This window comes from Campylobacter sp. CCS1377, assembly GCF_040008265.1.
Lineage (GTDB): Bacteria > Campylobacterota > Campylobacteria > Campylobacterales > Campylobacteraceae > Campylobacter_D.
The window spans coordinates 739262-759817 of sequence record NZ_CP155620.1 but is presented as its reverse complement, the minus strand read 5'-3'; the positions used below and the strand labels follow the sequence as shown (position 1 = coordinate 759817).

Sequence of the window (20556 nt, the reverse complement as noted above, 5' to 3'; positions counted from 1 at the left end):
AAAGCATAATGAGCTTAAGATAGGAATATAAAATAAGCAAAAACATTAAAACACAGGAAGCTAAATTAGACTTAATTGCTAAATTCTTAGACTATGCTAATGTAGCTGATGCAAGTTATGCGATGTTGCATTTAATCAATGAGAATGATAAGAATTCAACCCTTGCACCCTTTATGGCTTTATGCAGATAGGATAACTAATCTAAAAACATAGTAAAAGGCAATAAAGTATGAAATATATTACATTGCCTTTTATTGCAGGTTTAATTGTATTTGTTTCGGTAAAAGGTTGTTTTTATCCTACAAGCTATCGTGCTTTTATACCAAAAGTTTAGATTTGAGTATAAAGAATTTGAAAGATTATGCAAAGAGGAAGTAGGAAAGGTAGTGTATGCAAGACCTATAAAACATGGTATAAAGTTAGAAGATTTGTTTAACTTACCTTCTACGAGTGCTAGGCGTGTTGTTTTAAGCAGACATATGTATATGTTGATAGAAAATGTTACAACAAGAGAAGACGAAATTTTTTACTTACATATAGCTGGTTTTGAATATTATACAGGTTGGACAAGAAAAAGTTTTTCTATGCATGATGATTCTAAAAAATATATAAGATGCGAGCCTTTGCTTTATGGTAAAACTTGGAAAGAAAATGCTAAGATAATGGAACAAAAGGCATTTGATAATAAAGAATATATAGGCACAGAAAAATATTTACGATATTCACCTTATCATTATGAGTATAATACACTTTATCGCCAAATAGTTAATTTCAAACAAAAGAAAGAGAATTAATGATATATAATTACAAATACTCTCTTGGAATCTATGTTAATGATTGGGGCTTTATGATGGGCAGTGAGGGAAACCCTCATGTGTTCTTAGGACTTAGCAAAGGCAAAAGTCTTGATGAGCTTGATAAAATAGGGAGGTAAAAATTTTTTAAGAGAATTTAGAATAGAGATTTCATGTTAAAATAAAGTTATTACAAATTTAAAAATCAAGGAATTGAAATGGCATTTACTCAAAAATGTGAAGAATGTGGCGAAGAGATAGATAAAATGAAAGTTTGTCGATATTTCAGTCTTTTTTAGTAAGGTGGGGTTGTTGAGTGTAAAAAATACAAAATGCGTTATAAGTCTAAATACAAAACTGCAGTTTTGGATGGAATGATACCTATATTCGCCGTTGTTGTTATTATGATTGTGGTGGTAGATCTTTTACTTTTTTTGTTGGGGTTACATTAGGGAGTATGATAATACCGACTTTGGTACTTTTAGTGCTTTATAAGATTTTGGGGACTTATTTTATGCCATTAAAGAAAATTGATAAAAAAGACGAGCAGTTTTTTGACATTAAAGATAAATTTTAGCATTTTGATAATTTATAATCAGATTTTTTATATGTTTTAGAGCGATAGACATTTTACTATATTTATAGTCACTTATGGTTATGGTTTTTAGGTGGAAAAATATTATAAATTTAAATTTTATAAAGTAAAGATTTTTGTGAAATACTATGTAAGAATTTATATCTATCTAGTGGATTGGAAAGTATCTTTGGATTTTCTTAGAATTTATTAAAAATAAAAGTCCTGATGAATTAGACAAAATAGATGAAGAATCAAAACAAGAATATCTTAAAAACAAAAATTTAAATGAATTAAAAATATTAAGCAAATCAGTTATAATAAAACAATTTATCTGTATTAGGAGTAAATTTGCAAATTCCTATTTATTCTAAACTCAAAACAAAGCTAGAAAGTAAAGGAGTAGATAGTATATCAAGTGGGCAAATTGCTTGGTTTGTGTGTAGTGTAGGGATTTTTATCATTCCTATGATATATCTCTATATTAGTAACAATTACAATCAATTTATTATTTTGTTTTTTATGCTATTTATTTTTATATTGAATATGCTTTATGCTAAAAATTTTTTTGCATTATTGTTGCTTGTGATATTAATATTTATATATATGAAATATCATGAGTTTATCTATAATTTTAAAATTTTATTTTTTATTTTTGCACCTATAATTTTTATCTTTTTAAGAGCTTGGAGAATTTTAATAACTTTTTTATGTGGATATATTTTTTTAGTGGCTATGGTATATATATTTGAGTTATTAGGAGGATTTTATAAATGAAATATTATGTAACAATTTATATTTGATTTTAAGATTCCTATCTATTAAACAGTTTTACTACAAAAAATTCAATTTTAATTTAAGAAGTGGCGCAGCGGACGGGGCTCGAACCCGCGACCTCCGCCGTGACAGGGCGGCATTCTAACCAGCTGAACTACCGCTGCATCCAAAGAAAGATTAAAAATGGTGGTCGCTATAAGACTCGAACTTATGACATCCACCTTGTAAGGGTGGCGCTCTACCAACTGAGCTAAGCGACCAAGTTTTGGCGACCCCTAGAGGATTTGAACCTCTGTTTCCACACAGAGAGAGTGTTGTCCTGGGCCACTAGACGAAAGGGTCTTTACCCTATAATAATATACGAAAAAATGGTGTCCCGTGTTGGATTCGAACCAACGGCCCCCTCCTTAAAAGGGAGATGCTCTACCGGCTGAGCTAACGAGACAAAGTGGCGCAGCGGACGGGGCTCGAACCCGCGACCTCCGCCGTGACAGGGCGGCATTCTAACCAGCTGAACTACCGCTGCATCCAAAGAAAGATTAAAAATGGTGGTCGCTATAAGACTCGAACTTATGACATCCACCTTGTAAGGGTGGCGCTCTACCAACTGAGCTAAGCGACCAATGGTGTCCCGTGTTGGATTCGAACCAACGGCCCCCTCCTTAAAAGGGAGATGCTCTACCGGCTGAGCTAACGAGACAATTTTTAAAATAAAAATGTGATTATGCCAAAATACCACCGCTTTGTCAAGAGTTAAAAGTTATTTTTGACAAAAAGATTCTAAATATCTAGAAAAAATAGCAATTGGTAAAGTTAAAAGCAAATAACAAAAAGCCAAAGGAATATAAGCCTCTAAAGTCGAAAAGGTATATGAGTTAATCTCTTGCGCGCTTTGCGTAAGCTCATTTAGGGCAATAATGCTTAGTAAAGAACTATCTTTGATCAAATTTGCAAACTGCCCACTTAAAGGCGGCAAAACATTTTTAAAGGCTTGAGGAAAGATAACATATAAATAAATTTGGTATTCTTTTAAGCCCAAAGCCTTAGCATTTTCATAAGCCACATTACTTACACTTAAAATTCCAGCTCTAAAAATTTCACTAATATAGGCACAAGAAAACAAAGATAAAATCACAACCCCAGCTATATAGCGATTCTCAAGCCCCAAACTATCTGCAATGATATAATAAAAAATCAAAATTTGAACCAAAAAAGGTGTTCCACGAATAAGCTCAGTATAAAACTTTGCAAACATCCTTAAGATAATAATCTGACTAAAACTAAAACTTGCCAAAATCAAAGAAAAAATAATGCTTAAAATCAAAGAAAAAAAACTGATTAAAATAGTATTTAAAAAACCTTTAAAAAATTTTTCCCTATACTCATAAACCGCAGTAAAATCAAAATTATAAGCACTAAAATTTAAAAAACACAAAACAAAAGTTACAAAAGTCACAAATAAAATAGAAGTATTAAATACCAAGGCACTAAAACTTAAATTTTTGTGTTTTTTACTCCTTTGCAATTTGTCGATAAATAAATTCAATTTTTACCCTTTTAAAAATATTTTATTCTAAAATTTTGATTGATTTTAACGCAATATTTTTAAAATTTGATAAAAAACATTATCAAAATCAAAAATTACACTGTGCCTTCTTTTTGCACTCTTTGTAAATTTTTCTCACAAGAGGTAAAAGCAAGATTAAAGCCAAAGCATTAGGAATAACCATTAAGGTATTAAAAAAGTCTGATAATTCCCAAACCAAGTCTATTTGCAAAATTGCCCCTAAAATAATAAAAAATAATACTAAAATTTTAAAAATTGCTAATATTTTTTCATTAAATAAAAATAAAACATTAATTCTTGCAAAATAATACCAAGCTATTATCGTTGTAAAAGCAAAGAAAAATATACAAAGTGCTAAAATTATACTTCCAAAATTTCCAAAAACCACGATAAATGCATTTTGCATCATTATATCTGAATTTAAATTCTGTGTATTGGTAAGTAAAATAATCAAAGCCGTTGCAGTGCAAATTAACATGGTAGTGATAAAAACTGAAAGCATAGCACTAAAGGCTAAATTTAGTGGATTACTGTCTTTGGAATTTACATAAGCATGAGGGATAGAACCCATACCTGCTTCATTAGCAATAAGTCCTCTAGATATTCCATAATGCAAAGCTTCTTTTACACCAATACCCAGCAAACCTCCCATCACAGCCTCAGGATTAAAAGCAGAAATAAAAATAAATTCTAAGCAAAATAAAATTTTATCTGAAAATTTAAACAAAACATAAGCCGTACAAAGTAAATACAACACTGCCATAAATGGTGCTAAAAATTCCGAAAATAAAACAATGCGCTTGACTCCACCAAAAATCACAAAAGCACCAAGTAAGGCTACAAATAAACCACTTATAATTTCATTTATACCAAAAGCATCTTTAAAAGATATAGCTATGGCATTGCTTTGAGTCATCTGTCCTATAAAGCCCAAAGCTATGATCAAGGACAAGGCAAAAGTATAAGATAAAATTTTAGCAAACCTTGTACCTAAAATTCCTTTCAAGCCTTCTAGTATATAAAAGGCTGGACCGCCTAAGTATTGGTTATTTTTAAAAATTCTAAATTTTTGCGCCAAAAGAACTTCTGCCATAATACTAGCCATACCCAAAAACGCACCTACCCACATCCAAAAGACCGCACCAGCACCACCAGCTTTAATCGCAGTAGCTACACCTACAACACTTCCTACACCAACTTGCGCACAAATACTAATAGCTAAAGATCTCAATGAAGCAAGTTTATCTGATTGGTTGTTTTTAAAAAAATAAGCAATGCTGTGTTTGAATTTAAAAATTTGTGCGAAATTGAATACAAAGCTATAAACAACACCTAGCAAAAGCAAAGCACCCACTAAAATATAAGTCACAAAAAAATCATTGATATTTAAAAGCAAATCATACATTTTTAAATTCCAAACAATAAATTAAAAACGCAATTATATATATTTATTTTATGAAGTGCAAATATTTAAACAAAATAGTTAAAATAACGAAAAATTTATCTATAAAGGAAAAACCATGAAAAAAATACTCCTAATTTTAGTTGCGGTTTTTGGATTTTTATTTACCGCTTGCTCAAATGCAGATAGCAACGAAGCCATAAGAATTGGTATTGCACCAAATTACAAACCTTTTGATTATAAGGAAAATGCTAAACTCACAGGCTTTGATGTGGATTTAGTTGAAGAGATCGCAAAAAGAGAAAATGTGAAAATCGAATGGGTTGAAATGAGCTTTGATGGTTTAATTTCTGCTTTAAAAACAGGAAAAATCGATATGATTGCCTCAGCTATGAGTCTTACACCTGAAAGAAGTGCAAATATGGATTTTACAGATACTTACTACAACACTAAAAGCTTATATCTTAAAAGAAAAGCCGATGCTAGTTTAAATACCAAAGAAGATCTTATAGGAAAAAGTATCGGGGTGCAACTTGGAACCCTTCAAGAGCCTACAGCAAAAGCCATTCAAGATGCTAAAGTAGAAGCCAATGAAGCTATTGCGGTGGCTATCATTGCTTTAAAAGCTGGAAAAATCGATGCTGTTATTGCCGATAAAGATGTTTCTAAAGGATTTTTGGCAGAAAATGATGATTTAGAAGGATTCTTTGAAGAAAATGATGGAAGTAGCGGATTTAGTTTTGCTTTTGATAAAGGTAAAAATTCTCAAATTTTAGCTAAATTCAATAAAGGCATTAAAGATCTTCAAAATGATGGGACTTATCAAAAACTTCTTGAAAAATACAATTTGCAATAATTTTAAAATTTTCCAAAGCCAATTTGGCTTTGGAAAATTAAGATAATTCTTTTATACTTTTCTTCAAAGCTTCAAAAAAATAATCAATATCCTCTTTTTGATGAGTATAGTGTAAACCAACTCTTAGCCAACCAGGTTTATAAGAAAGCTTTTCATTATCTTTAAGTTTTAGCAAATCATGTCCATAAGGTCCAGCACAAGCACAACCTGCCCTTGTTTCGATATGAAATTTTTTACTCAAATGAAAGGCTAAATCAAAAGGCGAAATTCCTTTGATATTAAAAGAAAAAATTGGAAGTCTGTTTTTTAAATTCCTTGCATAAAGCTCCAAATTTGAAATTTCTTGCATTTTTTTAAAAAAATAATCTCTAAGTTCATTGTCTAATTTTTCAATTTTACTAAGCCCAATTTCATCACGAATTTTAAAAGCCATTGCAGCACGGATAAGTTGCAAAATTCCTGGTGTTCCACCCTCTTCCAAAGCTTCTTCATTGCATAAATAATTTTGTGAATTCCTTGAAACATAAGCTACGGTTCCTCCAGCTGCAAAACTAGGTTTTTTACCACAAAATTGCTTTTTAATCACCAAAATCCCACAACCCCCTACCCCACCTAAAAACTTATGCGAACTGATAAATAAAGCATCATAAAATTCACAAGAAATATTTTTATAAGGCGCAAAAGACGAAGCATCGAAAGCCACAATAGCATTAAAACGGCGTGCCAACAATGAAATACGCTTATAATCGCTTAAAATTCCTGTTACATTTGAAGCTAAAGAAAAACTAACTATGATTTGACGCTGATAATTTTTTTGCAAGAGTTTTTCAAAAACCACAAAATCAATCTCTCCTTTATCATCCAAAGGAACTCTCACACACTCACACAAACCCTCTCTAAAAGACAATTCATTGGAATGATGCTCATAAGGTCCAACGATAACTAAGGGTAATTTTTCCTTAGTTGTATCTTTAAAATATCTTTCTTTAAGCACCGGTGGAATATAAATACCCAAAAGTTCTTGAAATTTTTTTATAGCAGCGCTTGAACCTGTTCCACAAGCAATAAGAGCAAAATTTTCATCTAAAGAAAGGCTTTTTTTAATATCCCTTCTAGCCTCATCAAAATATTTTTGAGTGATAAAAGAATTTAAAGAACTATCAGAATGAGTATTTGCATAGGTTAAAAGAATTTTCTGAATTTTTTTTTCTACACTTTTTAAAGCCAAAGCACTTGCAGTAAAATCAAAATAATAAGTATTTTTTTTTAAAATAATATCTTTTCTTAAGTCGCAAATTTCCAAAATCAAACCTTATAAAATTTGATAGAATTATACTATAAAATTATATTTTATATAAAAGGAAAAAAAATTAAATTTAGTGAATTTGCTAGAGCGTATCCTTGTTTATCAATAGAAAAGCTCATAGATTTATATAGCGTTTTTGATGGTTTTTCTCCTTTAGAAAACACAGATGATAATATTTTTACCCTCATAGAAAGAGAAATTTTAAATAATTATCAAGAAATTCAAACTTGGTTTAAATTTGACCACAAAACAAACCAAGCTTTAAATTTAATCGCTAAAAATAACAGAAAACGCTACTCAATCAACAAAAAAATCAATCATTTCAAAGCAAATTCCATTATTAATGAGCTTTTGCTTTCTCAAATTTTATATCTTGAAAAAAGCAAAGAAAAAAAAATCATCCGCAATAAAAGACAAAAATTAAAAAAACACCTAAGACATTATGTGATCCAAGACAAACTACTTTTCAAAAACCACTTCACACGCTTCTTTTTTTATTTTTTAAAACCCAATGAAAAACTCATTTTAAATAATGATTTTCAAAGTATTTTAGAGCTAATAAAAAAAGACTTTGAGCATTATCAAAGTTTTTGTTTTGAATGCTTAAGTAAAGAATGCCTAGAAAAAACATTTCAAATCACAAATGTAAGTAGCTTTTGGAATAAAGATATCGAGCTTGATTTATTTTATCAAGACGAAAAAAGATGCATTGTAGGAGAAGTTAAATTTAAAAATAAAAAAATTTGCAAAAATATCTTAAATTTACTTAAACACAAGGCTGAAAGCTTGCAACTTAAAATAGACTATTATGTTATTTTTTCAAAAAATGGATTTTCTAGGGAACTTTTAAAAAATCAAGAACAAAATTTGCTTTTATTTGATTTAAAGGACTTTAAAATTTTATTACAAGGATAATAATGGACGAAAATATACTTAAAAGTTTAGATTCCAATGAAAAAGAAATTTTACAACAAGGCTTAAAATCTTTAATTGAGCAAAGTTATGTGATAGAAAACGAATACAAACAACTCAATGAAAGTTATATGTCCTTAATGCAAACATTTAATGAAATCATCGAAGTTTTACCTAGTGCACTTTGGGTGCTTGATCAAAACCGAAATATTCTCTTACAAAATCAAGCCGCATTAAAAAATACTCAACTTTTAAAAACCATTGATTTAACAAAAGATCAAGAACTTGAATTTGGGGGAAGTTTTTATACAGTAAAAATTATTTCTCAAGATAAAAAAACCATTGTTTTAGCCACGGATATTAGCAATGAAAAACGCAAAGAACGTCTTGTAAGTATGGGTAGCGTTGCGGCACATTTAGCTCATGAAATTAGAAATCCCATAGGTTCTATTTCCTTGCTTAGCTCTACTTTGTTTGCAAGAACTGAGCTTAAAAACAAACACATTGTTTTAGAAATGCAAAAAGCCATAGCAAGAGTGGAACGCATTGTAAATTCAACCTTACTTTTTACTAAAGGTGTACATATTAATACCGCGACTTTCAATCTCTTAGAACTCAAAGAAGAATGTGAACAAGCTATTAATACTTATAATTTTTCAAGCGATATTGACTTTGAATTTACTTTCTTAGATTTACAGATTAATGCAGATAAAAATTTACTTAGCCTTGTTTTGCAAAATTTAATTTATAATGCCATTGACGCTATAGAAGAAATTGAAATTAAAGATCCAAAAATACATATTACCACCTCTTTAAAAGAAGATAATTTATATATGCAAATTTATGATAATGGTTGCGAAATTAAAGATGAAAAAATAGTTTTTGAAGCCTTTAAAACAACTAAATTAAAGGGAAATGGCTTAGGACTTTCATTATCTAAAGAAATCATCAAAGCACACAAGGGTAAACTTGGTTTTGAAAAAAATCCTAAAAATTTTTATTTTATCTTGCCTTTAGAGTCTTGATATTTGTGAATTTAAGCTAGAATTGCCAAAAATATTTAAAAAGGAAAAAGATGACTTTAATTGCGATTTTATGTATTTATGCAGCCTTAAATGCCTTTGTTTCCTACGCTCAAATTCGCTTTTTAGAAAAAGAAAGAAAACAAAAGGCACAAATTTTAAGTGAAGAAGAATATCAAAAGGCCGCTAATATTGGTATTGAAAATGAAAAATTTAAAATATTTTCAAATTTTTATAGTCTTATTATAAATATTTCTTGGTTTAGCTTTGGATTTTTATATCTGAAAGAACTTTTCATTAATGAGAATTCAAGGCTAGAAAATACTCTATTTTTGCTGGCTTTTTTACTCATTACTAGTATTTTAAATTTGCCTTTAAGCATCTATGAAAGTTTTATTAAAGATAAGGCTCACGGTTTTTCTAATATGAGTGTGGCGCTTTTCATTAAAGATACCTTAAAATCTCTTATCCTAATGGTAATTTTTGGTTTTTTAATCATTTATGCTTTATTGTTTTGTTATGATTTTTTTGGTGAATTTTGGTGGATTGGGGCTTTTGCATTCTCTTTTTGTGTTATTTTAATTATCAATCTCATCTACCCTACTTTAATCGCTCCTATATTTAATAAAATGGAAAAATTAAACGATGAAATTCTACTTGATAAAATCACTCATTTAATGCAAAAATGTGGCTTTAGCACCAATGGAATTTATGTGATGGATGCAAGCAAAAGAGATAAACGCTTAAATGCTTATTTTGGCGGACTTTTTAAGAGCAAAAGAGTAGTGCTTTTTGATACGCTTTTAAAGGCTTTAAACGAAAGGGAACTTTTGGCAGTTTTAGGGCATGAGTTAGGACATTTTGTGCATAAAGACATTATCAAAGCTTTATTTAACGGTGCTTTAATGTTATTTATTTTATTTTTTGTTTTTGCACACTTGCCTGAATTTTTTTACGAAGAAAGCAATTTGGTAGGTGTTGATGCTGGAGTTTTTGCGCTTTTATTTACTTTGGGTAATGTTTTTACTCTTTTATTTTCCCCATTTTTAAATGCTTTGAGCCGAAAAAATGAATTTGCAGCTGATAGGCACGGGGCTAATGTTACAAGCAAAGAAGATATGAAAAATGCACTCATAGCTCTTGCTAAAGAAAATAAAGCTTTTATTAAAACAAGTCAAATTTATACCTTTTTTCACCTTAGTCATCCTAGTATTTATGATAGAATCAAGGCTTTAGCTTGACCATCAAACAAGCCTTAATCTTAGCAAAAGATACACTTTTAGAACATAAAAATGAAGCCTTGTTTATACTTTGCGAGCATTTGCAAAAAGATAGAGCTTGGCTTTTTTTGAATGAAAATTTAGAATTTGATGAAAAACCTTATTTTAAACTAATCAAACGCTTTCAAAATGGAGAGCCTTTTGAATATATCTTTAAAAAAGCTAATTTTTGGGGCTTAGAATTTTATATAGAAAAAGGGGTTTTAATCCCTCGTTATGATAGTGAAATTTTACTCACTCATTTAATTTCAACTTATCAAAAACACTCTTATAAAAATATTCTTGAGATAGGATTTGGAAGTGGAATTTTAAGCATTGTTTTAGCAAAAACCCTTCATCTTAAAATACAAGCTTGCGACATTAACCCCCTAGCCTTACAAATTGCAAAAAAAAATGCAAAAATTCATAAAGTGGATCATTTGATTGATTTTACACTCTGTGATTTTAAGGACTTAAAAGGAAATTTTGATCTTATTTTTTCAAATCCTCCTTATATAAAAAACGACTACAAGCTTGATATTTGGGTGCAAAATGAGCCAAAAGAAGCCTTATTTGGCGGAGTTAAAGGTTATGAAATTTTAGAGCAAATCATTCATTTTAGCTCGCGCACTAAAGCAAAAACTCTAGCTTGTGAATTTGGCTACGATCAAAAAGAAATTTTAAGCCAACTTTTGCAGGATAAATTCTCGCATATTAGCTTTTTTCAAGACGAACAAGGTTTTGATAGAGCTTTTATTGCTTCAAAATAAATTTTTAAAATTTTTAAAAGACTTTTGTTGTATGATTATAGTTTTTAATTTTTAAATTTTATGGAAATACAATGCAAAGTTGCGAAATTAAATTTAACGACAAACAAACAACAAAACAAATCAAAAATATTTTAGAGCACACAAAAAATATTGCCATTGTAGGCTTAAGTCCTGATGAAAATAAGGCAAGTCACTTTGTTGCTAAAAATTTACAAAAAGCAGGTTTTAAAATTTATCCTATTTATCCAAGTTGCGATGAAATTTTAGGCGAAAAAGTTTATCGAAATTTAGATGAGATCAGCGATACAATCGATACAGTTGTAATGTTTAGAAAAGCTGAATTTGCACAAATTCTTTTTCCTATCATACTTAAGAAAAATATTAAAAATTTCTGGCTTCAAGTTGGAATCATCAACGATGAAATTAAAACTTTATGTATGCAAAATCATATTAATTTTATGCAAGATCGTTGCATTTGGGTTGAATTTGAGAAACTAAACAAGGACAAACAATGATAGAATTAAACAAAATTTACCAAGCCAAACAAAAAATTGCTGATTTTGCAATAAAAACTCCTTTTACTCACTCTTCATTTTTAAGTGAGCTCTGTCAAGCTAGCGTCTATCTTAAAAATGAAAATTTACAAATTACTGGAGCTTATAAAATCCGCGGAGCTTACAACAAAATCGCCAATCTTAATTTAGAGCAAAAAAAGGCAGGGGTTATAGCTGCAAGTGCTGGAAATCACGCACAAGGCGTTGCTATAAGTGCTAAAAAATTTGACATAGAAGCTATCATTGTGATGCCTGAATCCACACCTTTATTAAAAGTAAGTGCGACTAAAAATTTAGGTGCAAAAGTTATTCTTAAAGGGGATAATTTTGATGAGGCTTATATTTTTGCCACTAATTACGCAAAAGAACATGGTTTGGTATTTATTCATCCTTTTGAAGATGAATTTGTTATGGCAGGACAAGGGACTTTAATGCTTGAAATGCTAGATGATGTCAGCGATCTTGATACCATTATTATTCCTGTTGGTGGCGGGGGACTCATCAGTGGGGTAGCAAGTGCCGCAAAGCAAATTAATCCAAATATAAAAATCATCGGAGTAAGTGCTAAAGGTGCTCCTGCGATGTATGAAAGCTTTCACTCTAAAAAAGCAAAAAATTCCAAATCAGTACGCACTATAGCTGATGGTATCGCTGTTAGAGATGTAAATTCTATCAATTTAAATATTATCTTAGAAAGCGTAGATGAATTTGTCCAAGTTGATGATAAAGAAATTGCAAATGCTGTTCTTTTTCTATTAGAAAAACATAAAATCATTGTCGAAGGCGCTGGAGCTTCTGCTGTGGCAGCTTTATTACATCATAAAATAAATCTTAAGGATTCAAAAAAAATCGGAGTAATTTTAAGTGGTGGAAACATCGATGTGCAAATGCTAAATATCATCATAGAAAAAGGTTTAAGTAAGGCGCATCGAAAAATGAAAATCAATGTTACACTCATTGATAAACCAGGAGCTTTACTTGAGCTTACAGACAGTTTAAAAAGTGCAAATGCTAATATCATTAAAATTGATTACGATCGCTTCTCTACCCAACTTGATTACGGCGATGCTATGATTTCTATCACTCTTGAGACAAAGGGTAGAGAACATCAAGAAGAAGTAAGAAAAATCTTAAATGATAAGGGTTTTAATTTTACTGAAAGTATTTAAATTTCAAAGGTTTGAAAGCCTTTGAAATTATTTATATCGGTTTTCTTTTTTAAATTCCTCATAACTTTTTACTTGTGCCTTGTAAGCCTTATAAACATTTAAAATCGCTCCCGCAATACCCCAAAAAACCCCCAACCAGAAAAGTGGAGCATAATTAAAAAATTTTTCCATCAAATACCCAAGTCCTACGCCAATCAAAACCGCTACAACCATAGAAATTCCAAGACTTAGTCCATCGGCAGCTTCTATGGTTTTTTTAATAATTTTTTGTTTTTTATTACTCATAGGTTTTTAAAACTTTCATAAGCAGCTTCTATGGTGAAGTCAATAATTTTTTCATTCATTTTATCACAAATAAAACCTGTTTCAAATTGAGACGGAGCAAGATAAACACCTCTTTTTAACATATTTTGATGAAATTTGGAAAATAATTTCAGATCAGATTTTAAAGCATCTTGATAATTTAAAATCTCATTGTCATTAAAGAAATATCCAAACATAGAACCAACATAAACACTTTGAAAAGGAATCTGATTAATTTTAGCAGCTTCACTAAAACCTAAAGTTAATCTACGAGCTAATTTTCCAAGCCTTTCAAATAAATTTTTATCCTCTTTTGCTTTTTTAATGCTCGCAATTCCAGCAGCCATTGCTAAAGGATTACCACTTAAAGTTCCTGCTTGATATACCCCACCCAAAGGACTTAAAAAATTCATAATTTCATCCCTTGATGCAAAAGCAGCCGCAGGCATACCACCACCTATTACCTTGCCAAAAGTCACGATATCTGCTTCAATATGATTAATACCATAAGAACCCAAAAAAGAAGCCCTAAAACCACTCATAACCTCATCAAAAATAAGCAAAGTTCCATTTTCCTTACATAATTCACTTAATTCTTCCAAAAATTCTTGTTTAGCAGGCACTAAGCCCATATTTCCAGCAATAGGCTCAATAATAACGCAAGCAATATCCCTGTGCTCATCAAATAAAGCTTTAACACTTTGTATATCATTATAAGTTGCTACTAAAGTTTTTTGCGCAAGTTCATTTAAAACTCCCAAAGAACTTGGAGTATTAAAAGTCGCAGCCCCACTTCCTGCACTCACTAGCAAAGAATCAGAATGCCCATGATAACAACCTTCAAATTTCATAATCTTTTCTCTACCCGTAAAACCTCTTGCAAGACGAATAGCACTCATAGTCGCTTCAGTGCCGCTATTTACAAAGCGAATTTTGCTAAGATGAGGAAAATCTTGCAACACAAGCTTTGCAAGCTTTGTTTCAGCCAAGGTTGGCGCACCAAAACTTGAGCCTTTTTTTAAGGCTTTTTTGCAAGCCTTCACTATATCCTTATCACAATGCCCAAAAAGCAAAGGTCCCCAACTTTGAACATAATCAATATAGCTTTTTCCTTCAATATCCACAAGCAAAGCATCTTTTCCATGATCAATGAAAATCGGCTCACTTTCCACATTTAAAAAGGCACGCACAGGTGAATTAACTCCACCAACTATGTATTCACAGGCTTGCTTAAAAGCATTTGTGTTTGTTTTTTTCATTTTTTCTTTTCCTTATTAAGTTGTTTGATGTAATTATATAAAGCTAAAATTTCATTTTCAGTTAAAGAATAAGTTGGCATTATGCTTTTACCTTCCTTGTCTTCACTTAAAGAATTTTTAAATTTTTCATAATCTAAATTTTGAATACTTGGAACTACAAAAGGAATTTTTTGCCTCTTTTTCTCATAATATCCCAAAATTTGCTCTCTACCATCTTCCCCATGACAATGCTTACAACTTATGCCACGAGGATTTTCATAAAGCATTTTAGCATACTCTTGAAAAGTAATAAAATCTTCGCAAAAAAGTTTTACCGCACTTAAAATACAAAAAAATATTATTTTCAAATTCTAACCTTAAATAAAAAAGAAGTTCTAGTATGATACAATTTTTATTTTAAAACAATATAAATATCTAAGGAAAATTATGGTTTTATTGGATGGCAAAAAACTTAGCGTCAAAGTAAAAAACGAACTGAGTAAAAAGGCTGAAAATTTAAAATCACAAGGGATTGAGCCTTGTTTGGCTGTAATTTTAGTTGGTGATGATGAGGCAAGCAAAACCTATGTTAATAGTAAAGCAAAAGCCTGCGAAGCTTGCGGTATCAAGTCTTTAGTCTATAAACTTGAAGCTAGCACTTCACAAAATGAGCTCTTAGCACTTATTAATACTCTTAACTACGATGATAGCGTGGATGGAATTTTAGTCCAATTACCCCTACCAAGTCACATCAATAAAAATCTTATTTTAGAAAACATTAGCGCCCTTAAAGATGTTGATGGTTTTCATCCTAATAATGTCGGCTATTTAAATTTAGGATTTGAAAACGGATTTTTGCCTTGCACACCTTTTGGAATTATGCGTTTATTAAATGAATATAATATCAACCTTGAAGGCTTAGATACTGTAGTGATTGGAGCGTCAAATATCGTAGGAAAACCTATGTCTGCTTTATTATTAAATGCAGGTGCGAGTGTAAGCATTTGCCATATTAAAACAAAAGATTTGAAAATGTATACCAAAAATGCTGATTTAATAGTCGTTGCAGCTGGATGTCCTGATCTACTAAAAGCAGATATGGTTAAAGATGGAGTAATTGTTGTTGATGTAGGTATTAATAGAGTGGATGGCAAAATAGTTGGTGATGTAGATTTTGAAAATGTAAGCAAAAAAGCAAGTTTTATCACTCCCGTGCCTGGTGGTGTTGGTCCTATGACTATAGCTATACTACTTGAAAATACAATCAAATCAGCACAAAACCGTCTTAAGGTTAAAAAATAATGCAAGAAATTTTAGATTTTATTATCACTGCTTTATTTGTTGCTTTTATGGTTTTTTTGATTTTGGGCTTTAATTATCAAATGAGAATTAAAGCAAAAGAAAAAGAAGAAAAATATAAACAATTTAACAAAAAGGAGAAAAAATGAGTAAAAAAATTCTAATTCCTCTAGCACAAGGCTTTGAAGAAGCTGAATTTATAGGTATAGCCGATGTTTTAAAAAGAGCAGGCGAGATGGATAAAAATTTAGAAGTTATCATTGCAGCTTTAAATCAAGAGCTTTTAGTCAAAGGGGCTAATGGTATTGTAATAAAAGCAGATTGCTCCTTAGAAGCTATAGAAGCAAAGGAACTTGATGCTATAGCACTTGCAGGTGGATTTGAAGGAATGAATAATTTAAAAAACAATTCTCAAATTCTAAACATTATCAAAAAATTACACGCTGATGAAAAAATCGTTGCCGCAATTTGTGCCTCACCTATAGTTTTAAATACCGCAGGAGTTCTGGAAGGAAATTTCACTTGCTACCCAGGTTGTGAAGCGGGACTTAAAGGAACAAGATTAAACAAAGCCGTTGTTGTAAATAAAAATATCATCACAGCAGCCGGTCCAGCAACTGCCATTCTTTTTGGTTTAGAACTTGCCAAAATACTTTGCGGAGAAGAAATTTATAAGGCTCTTTATGAGGGTATGTTAATTCCGCTAACTAAGTGATAATTAAAGCAAGGGTTTATTTCCTTGCTTTAATTAATTTTGTGATTTCACCAACTTCAGGAAATCTTTCGCTTTCACAAGCTATCAAGCCTCTTTTTGAAAAAAGCACCTCAGTATCCACCTCAACAATGAAATCACCTCTACCACCGATTTCAAATTCCACTTTAATGTCTTTGAAATCATTTTGTAATTCTTCTGCAACCCTTGCAGCTTGTGGTTGATAATTTCAAAGATTGCAATAAGCAATTTTTACTTTCATCACTAAATCCTTTAAAAAAATTAAGTTTCCATTTTAAAACAAAAGTAAGAAATTTTAGCTTAATTTTAGTTATAAATTCTTTCAAATTCAGCGACAAAATTTTATAATTTCTTCCAAAAAAATACAAGGATAAAAATGAGCCAATTTACCCATCTTCATTTACACACAGAATATTCTTTGCTCGATGGAGCTAATAAACTTAAAGAATTAGCCAAAACCTTAAAAGAACAAGGCGCAACCAGTGTAGCAATGACTGATCATGGAAATATGTTTGGAGCGATTGACTTTTATCAAACCATGAAAGCACAAGGTATAAAGCCCATCATTGGCATAGAAGCTTATTTGCACAATGGCGAAGAATTAAACGATAGAAGCTCAAGACAACGCTTTCATCTTTGTCTTTATGCTAAAAATGAAATTGGATATCAAAATTTAATGTATCTAAGCTCCCAAAGCTATATTCACGGACTTTATTATTATCCGCGTATCAATAAAAAGCTTTTAAAAAAACACAGCGAAGGCTTAATCTGTTCTTCAGCTTGCTTGCAAGGTGAGGTAAATTGGCATCTTAATACAAAAAGTGAAAAAAATCAAAAATTTGGTGCTAAAGGCTATGAAGCTGCAAAAGAAGTTGCGTTGTGGTATAAAGAAGTTTTTGGGGATGATTTTTATCTTGAAATAATGCGTCATGGCATAGGAGATCAACTTTTTATTGATAATCAAATCATTAAATTATCTAAAGAATTAGGCATTAAAATCATTGCCACAAATGATACACATTACACTTTTAAGGAAAGAGCAAGCGCGCATGAAGTTTTTATGTGTATAGCAATGGGCGTAAAATTAGACGATCCAAACCGCCTAAGACACAGTGTTCATGAATTTTATGTTAAATCTCCAGCACAAATGAGCGAACTCTTTGCAGATATTCCAGAAGCGATTGAGAACACTCAAGAAATTGCCAATAAATGCAATTTAGAATTAAAATTAGGCAATCCCACTCCACCAAATTTTAAATTTACACGCCAATATGCTAAAGAATACGACATTAACTTGCCTCAAGAAGAAGTCGAATTTAGTTTTGATAATGACGATGTGGTTTTTGAGTTTTTATGCAAGAAAGGCTTAGAAGAAAGATTAAAATTCATTGATGCAAGCAAACACGAAGAATATAAAAAAAGACTTGAAGTTGAAATCAATATTATAAAAAATATGAAATTTTCAGGCTATATGCTTATAGTTCATGATTTTATAAAAGTTGCCAAGGATAAGGATATCCCAGTGGGTCCTGGAAGGGGCTCTGCGGCAGGAAGTTTAGTTTCTTATTGTCTAAAAATTACAGATTTAGATCCTCTTCCTTATAACCTACTTTTTGAGCGTTTTTTAAATCCAGAAAGGGTGTCAATGCCCGATATTGATGTGGATTTTTGCCAAGATAGGCGTGCTGAAGTGATTGATTATGTGATCGATAAATACGGAGCTGATAAAGTAGCGCAAGTTATTACTTTTGGTAAGCTTTTAGCCAAAGGTGTGATTCGCGATGTTGCAAGGGTTTGCGATATGAGTATTCCTGATGCAGATGAACTTGCTAAACTTATCCCTGAAGAATTAAAAATTACCCTAGACGATGCCTTTGAAAAAGAACCGAAAATTAAAGAATTTATCGATCGTCATCCCAAGGGTCATCAAGTTTGGGAGTATGCAAAAGCACTTGAAGGGCTTAATAGAAACGCTGGTATGCACGCTGCTGGAGTTGTGATTTCTAATGAAAGCTTATGGAAAAAAACTCCGCTTTTTAGACAAAGCAAAAACGATGAAAGACATTTGGTTACTCAATATTCTAAAGATCATTTAGAAGATGTAGATTTAATTAAATTTGACTTTTTGGGCTTAAAAACCCTTACAGTTATTGACAATGCCATTAAGCTCATAAAAAAACGATACAACAAAGATATTGTCTGGGAGGCTATTGATGTAAATGACCCTAAAGTTTATAAAACCATACAAAGTGGTAATACTTTAGGGATATTTCAAATAGAATCGGGCGGTATGCAAAGTCTAAATTCTAGATTAAAACCAGAGCGTTTCGAAGATATCATCGCGGTTTTGGCACTTTATCGTCCGGGCCCTATGGAATCAGGAATGCTTGATGATTTTATCGACAGAAAACACGGACTTAAGAAGATAGAATACCCATTTGATGTTTTAGAAAGTGTATTAGAACCTACTTATGGGGTTATTGTCTATCAAGAACAAGTTATGCAAATCGTTCAAATTATAGGTGGATTTTCATTAGGTGGAGCGGATGTGGTGCGTCGTGCCATGGGTAAAAAAGATCCAGAAAAAATGAAAAAACTAAAAAGTGAATTTGCTGATGGAGCAGAAAAACAAGGCTATAATAGATCAAAAGCGGAAGATCTTTGGGAATTAATCGTTAAATTTGCAGGATATGGTTTTAATAAATCTCATTCCGCAGCTTATGCACTTATCACTTTTCAAACAGCATATTTAAAGACTTACTATCCTAGTGAATTTATGGCTGCTTTGCTTACTAGCGAAGAAAACAAAGTTGAAAAAGTTGCAGTTTATATCGAAGAGATGAAAAGAATGGATATTAAACTACTTCCGCCAAATATTAACAAAGCTCAAAGGGAATTTAGTGCTATTGAGTTAGAAAATGGTAAAGATGGTATTATCTATGGCTTAGGTGCAATTAAAAGTGTTGGAATTCCTGCGGTTACAAATATTATGGAAATAAGACCAAAAGAAGGATTTAAAGATCTTGATGATTTTCTTAACAAAATTAATCCGGCAAAAATCAACAAAAAAACCTTAGAAAATTTAATCAAAGTAGGTGCTTTTGATGAATTTGGCTATACAAGAAAATGTTTATTTGACAATCTTGAAATATTAGCCGAAACAAGTAGAAAAATTGCTGAAGTAAGAAGAGATGCACAAGATTCACTTTTTGGAGAAGAAGAAATCTCAAAAGACATTAAAATCAGCATCAATATCAATAATAGCGAATTTGAGCTCATGGAAAAATTAGGCTATGAAAAAGAAATTTTAGGCATTTATCTCTCAGGCCATCCTTTGGATAAATTCAATAAAGATATTGAAGGAATTGATTATTATAAAAGTATAGATTTTGAAAATTTAAATGGAAATGGTGAAATTTTAAGTATAGGTCGCATTGAAGATTTTAAATCTTTAATGAGTAAAAGTGGCAAAAGATACGCAAAAATGCAGTTGCTTGATTTTTATTCAAATTTTGATGTCATTGTTTTTGAAAGCTTTGTTAATGATTTAGAAGAAATTTTTAAAGACGAAGAGAAAAAACAAAAAGCTTACGCATTTTTACTAGGCTATGATCATAAAGAAGGTTCTTTAAATTTTAGATTGAGTAATTTTTTTGAATTAGAAGAAGTAAAAGATAAAGATTTTAAAGCACAAAAAAGCTTCAAAAAATACAATGAGAAAAAACGCGATAATGATTTTGTAAAAGAGCCTAAAGAATTTGAAAAAAATATTATCGAGCTTGATTTAAGTCGTTTAAATAGAGAATTAATCTATGAAATCCACGAATTAGCAAGGAATGCGCATAATCCAAACGAAGCAGGCAACAAAAAACTTGTATTAAAAGTCATAAGTGCTGGATCTTGTCTGCTTTATCACACAGATTTTGTGATTTCAGATTCTATTAGCGAAAAAATTCTAAGCAAAACAGCCATATAAAAGCAAAGATAAATCTTTGCTTAAGATTTTTTTTAAATTTCAAGT

General features: G+C 30.9%; 20 protein-coding genes and 7 tRNA genes. 13 read left to right on the top strand and 14 right to left on the bottom strand.

Annotated features, from left to right (window positions below):
• Window positions 1-386: 386 nt before the first annotated feature.
• On the top strand, window positions 387-794 hold the full coding sequence (locus AAH949_RS03900) for a hypothetical protein (protein ID WP_348519032.1): 408 nt from the start codon (window positions 387-389) through the stop codon (window positions 792-794).
• Complete coding sequence (locus AAH949_RS03895; RefSeq protein ID WP_166739676.1) at window positions 794-934, top strand: hypothetical protein; 141 nt, start codon at window positions 794-796, stop codon at window positions 932-934. The genes AAH949_RS03900 and AAH949_RS03895 overlap by 1 nt, the downstream gene beginning before the upstream one ends.
• Window positions 935-2232: 1298 nt before the next feature.
• Here AAH949_RS03895 and AAH949_RS03890 read toward each other — a convergent pair.
• The 9 genes from AAH949_RS03890 to AAH949_RS03850 all read right to left on the bottom strand — a co-directional run bounded on the left by AAH949_RS03890 (window position 2233) and on the right by AAH949_RS03850 (window position 5117).
• Window positions 2233-2309, bottom strand: a tRNA-Asp gene (locus AAH949_RS03890).
• Window positions 2310-2329: 20 nt separating this feature from the next.
• Window positions 2330-2405, bottom strand: a tRNA-Val gene (locus AAH949_RS03885).
• A gap of 6 nt (window positions 2406-2411) precedes the next feature.
• Window positions 2412-2487: transfer RNA gene (locus tag AAH949_RS03880), tRNA-Arg, on the bottom strand.
• Window positions 2488-2514: 27 nt separating this feature from the next.
• Window positions 2515-2590 (bottom strand) — tRNA-Lys (locus AAH949_RS03875).
• Window positions 2591-2594: 4 nt separating this feature from the next.
• A tRNA-Asp gene (locus AAH949_RS03870) sits at window positions 2595-2671 on the bottom strand.
• Between the two features lie 20 nt (window positions 2672-2691).
• A tRNA-Val gene (locus AAH949_RS03865) sits at window positions 2692-2767 on the bottom strand.
• 2 nt (window positions 2768-2769) lie between these two features.
• A tRNA-Lys gene (locus AAH949_RS03860) sits at window positions 2770-2845 on the bottom strand.
• Between the two features lie 60 nt (window positions 2846-2905).
• Window positions 2906-3691 (bottom strand): amino acid ABC transporter permease, encoded by a 786-nt coding sequence (locus AAH949_RS03855; protein ID WP_134239094.1) that lies wholly within the window; start codon window positions 3689-3691, stop codon window positions 2906-2908.
• An 88-nt stretch (window positions 3692-3779) separates the two neighbouring features.
• Window positions 3780-5117, bottom strand: coding sequence for an amino acid carrier protein (locus AAH949_RS03850; protein ID WP_348519031.1), 1338 nt, complete (start codon window positions 5115-5117; stop codon window positions 3780-3782).
• A 115-nt stretch (window positions 5118-5232) separates the two neighbouring features.
• On the opposite strand from AAH949_RS03850, the gene AAH949_RS03845 reads away from it, so the two are divergent.
• Window positions 5233-5970: a transporter substrate-binding domain-containing protein gene (locus AAH949_RS03845; RefSeq protein ID WP_134239096.1), complete on the top strand. Its 738-nt coding sequence runs from the start codon at window positions 5233-5235 to the stop codon at window positions 5968-5970.
• 37 nt (window positions 5971-6007) lie between these two features.
• Here AAH949_RS03845 and AAH949_RS03840 read toward each other — a convergent pair whose 3' ends face one another.
• Complete coding sequence (locus tag AAH949_RS03840) at window positions 6008-7279, bottom strand: aminotransferase class V-fold PLP-dependent enzyme (protein ID WP_134239097.1); 1272 nt, start codon at window positions 7277-7279, stop codon at window positions 6008-6010.
• Between the two features lie 114 nt (window positions 7280-7393).
• Between AAH949_RS03840 and AAH949_RS03835 the strand changes: the two genes are divergently transcribed.
• The 6 genes from AAH949_RS03835 to ilvA all read left to right on the top strand — a co-directional run bounded on the left by AAH949_RS03835 (window position 7394) and on the right by ilvA (window position 12962).
• On the top strand, window positions 7394-8191 hold the full coding sequence (locus AAH949_RS03835; RefSeq protein WP_243832620.1) for a DUF234 domain-containing protein: 798 nt from the start codon (window positions 7394-7396) through the stop codon (window positions 8189-8191).
• Between the two features lie 2 nt (window positions 8192-8193).
• Entirely contained in the window at window positions 8194-9213 is a 1020-nt protein-coding gene (locus AAH949_RS03830; RefSeq protein WP_134239098.1) for a HAMP domain-containing sensor histidine kinase, read from the top strand.
• Window positions 9214-9263: 50 nt separating this feature from the next.
• Window positions 9264-10451 carry a M48 family metallopeptidase gene (locus AAH949_RS03825; RefSeq protein WP_348519030.1) on the top strand — a complete coding sequence of 396 codons (1188 nt, stop codon included), beginning with the start codon at window positions 9264-9266 and terminating at the stop codon, window positions 10449-10451.
• A complete protein-coding gene (locus tag AAH949_RS03820) occupies window positions 10448-11239 on the top strand; it encodes a HemK/PrmC family methyltransferase (protein WP_348519029.1) in 792 nt (263 codons plus the stop codon). The genes AAH949_RS03825 and AAH949_RS03820 overlap by 4 nt, the downstream gene beginning before the upstream one ends.
• Before the next feature lie 71 nt (window positions 11240-11310).
• Complete coding sequence (locus AAH949_RS03815) at window positions 11311-11754, top strand: CoA-binding protein (RefSeq protein WP_134239101.1); 444 nt, start codon at window positions 11311-11313, stop codon at window positions 11752-11754.
• Complete coding sequence (gene ilvA, locus AAH949_RS03810) at window positions 11751-12962, top strand: threonine ammonia-lyase (RefSeq protein WP_348519028.1); 1212 nt, start codon at window positions 11751-11753, stop codon at window positions 12960-12962. Before AAH949_RS03815 ends, ilvA begins: the two co-directional genes overlap by 4 nt.
• A 27-nt stretch (window positions 12963-12989) precedes the next feature.
• On the opposite strand, the gene AAH949_RS03805 is transcribed toward ilvA, so the two are convergent.
• The 3 genes from AAH949_RS03805 to AAH949_RS03795 are packed head-to-tail and all read right to left on the bottom strand — an operon-like array spanning window position 12990 to window position 14871.
• The gene (locus AAH949_RS03805; protein ID WP_134239103.1) at window positions 12990-13247 is read right to left on the bottom strand and encodes an AtpZ/AtpI family protein; all 258 of its coding nucleotides are present in this window, start codon (window positions 13245-13247) and stop codon (window positions 12990-12992) included.
• Entirely contained in the window at window positions 13244-14524 is a 1281-nt protein-coding gene (gene hemL, locus AAH949_RS03800) for a glutamate-1-semialdehyde 2,1-aminomutase (RefSeq protein WP_348519027.1), read from the bottom strand. The genes AAH949_RS03805 and hemL overlap by 4 nt, the downstream gene beginning before the upstream one ends.
• Entirely contained in the window at window positions 14521-14871 is a 351-nt protein-coding gene (locus tag AAH949_RS03795) for a c-type cytochrome (RefSeq protein WP_134239105.1), read from the bottom strand. The genes hemL and AAH949_RS03795 overlap by 4 nt, the downstream gene beginning before the upstream one ends.
• A gap of 79 nt (window positions 14872-14950) precedes the next feature.
• Between AAH949_RS03795 and folD the strand changes: the two genes are divergently transcribed.
• The 3 genes from folD to AAH949_RS03780 are packed head-to-tail and all read left to right on the top strand — an operon-like array spanning window position 14951 to window position 16517.
• Window positions 14951-15805, top strand: a complete 855-nt coding sequence (folD, locus tag AAH949_RS03790) for a bifunctional methylenetetrahydrofolate dehydrogenase/methenyltetrahydrofolate cyclohydrolase FolD (protein ID WP_348519026.1) — start codon at window positions 14951-14953, stop codon at window positions 15803-15805.
• Window positions 15805-15951 carry a hypothetical protein gene (locus AAH949_RS03785; protein ID WP_166739677.1) on the top strand — a complete coding sequence of 49 codons (147 nt, stop codon included), beginning with the start codon at window positions 15805-15807 and terminating at the stop codon, window positions 15949-15951. The genes folD and AAH949_RS03785 overlap by 1 nt, the downstream gene beginning before the upstream one ends.
• Window positions 15948-16517, top strand: a complete 570-nt coding sequence (locus tag AAH949_RS03780; RefSeq protein WP_348519025.1) for a DJ-1 family glyoxalase III — start codon at window positions 15948-15950, stop codon at window positions 16515-16517. The genes AAH949_RS03785 and AAH949_RS03780 overlap by 4 nt, the downstream gene beginning before the upstream one ends.
• Before the next feature lie 16 nt (window positions 16518-16533).
• On the opposite strand, the gene AAH949_RS03775 is transcribed toward AAH949_RS03780, so the two are convergent.
• Window positions 16534-16776 carry a SelT/SelW/SelH family (seleno)protein gene (locus tag AAH949_RS03775; RefSeq protein ID WP_348519024.1) on the bottom strand — a complete coding sequence of 81 codons (243 nt, stop codon included), beginning with the start codon at window positions 16774-16776 and terminating at the stop codon, window positions 16534-16536.
• Window positions 16777-16911: 135 nt separating this feature from the next.
• On the opposite strand from AAH949_RS03775, the gene dnaE reads away from it, so the two are divergent.
• Window positions 16912-20511, top strand: a complete 3600-nt coding sequence (gene dnaE, locus AAH949_RS03770) for a DNA polymerase III subunit alpha (RefSeq protein ID WP_348519023.1) — start codon at window positions 16912-16914, stop codon at window positions 20509-20511.
• Window positions 20512-20556: the final 45 nt, after the last annotated feature.